Here is a 580-nt window from a genome sequence, read left to right as displayed (position 1 = left end):
CGAACGTCACGATGATGATAACCGTGAAAAGTGGCAACAGCATTTCGATGATCATGCCAAGGCTCTGACCCACTTGTTCTACCATTTGCTGTGGGTTTTCTAGGTCGGCTTTCGTCAACGACATGTTATAGCGGAAAATGCCGAACATGCTTTCCCAGATGCTATTGATTTGAGAGTAAAAATACAGCGCTACAGCCATGAAAATGACTGCAGTGGTGAATTCTTTCGCTCGTGGAATTTGGCCTTCCTGGCGGGCTTTTTTAACTTTCTGGGGGGAGGCCTTTTCGGTTTTGTCTTGTGACGACTGATCGCTCATGCGCCCCCCAACATAAAGTTGTTTAAGTGTCGGATCGTCTCATGCACCAGCGCGGTATAGCGGCCCGGAACACCGGAAACAGAAATCAAAACACTAAACAGGCCAAGTAGCATGGTCATCGGAAAACCTAGCGCATAAACGTTCAGAGACGGTGCGGCGCGGTTCATCACACCAAAACTGATGTTCGCCAATAGCATTGACACGATGGCGGGCAGCGCAAGTGCGAGAGAAGCCGCAAACATCCAACCAAACACATTGATCACG

2 protein-coding genes are annotated in these 580 nt (G+C 49.1%); both read right to left on the bottom strand.

Annotated features, from left to right (window positions below; all coding sequences use genetic code 11):
- A partial coding sequence (locus tag R7R24_RS28920; protein ID WP_318120487.1) for an EscU/YscU/HrcU family type III secretion system export apparatus switch protein occupies nt 1-316 on the bottom strand: 316 nt, incomplete at its 3' end.
- Nucleotides 313-580, bottom strand: a 268-nt coding sequence (locus R7R24_RS28915) for a flagellar biosynthetic protein FliR (RefSeq protein ID WP_318120486.1), incomplete at its 5' end; no start/stop codon positions are given. The genes R7R24_RS28920 and R7R24_RS28915, both read right to left, overlap by 4 nt.

Source organism: Vibrio sp. 704 (genome assembly GCF_033339295.1).
This window is presented reverse-complemented; position numbering and strand designations above follow the sequence as displayed.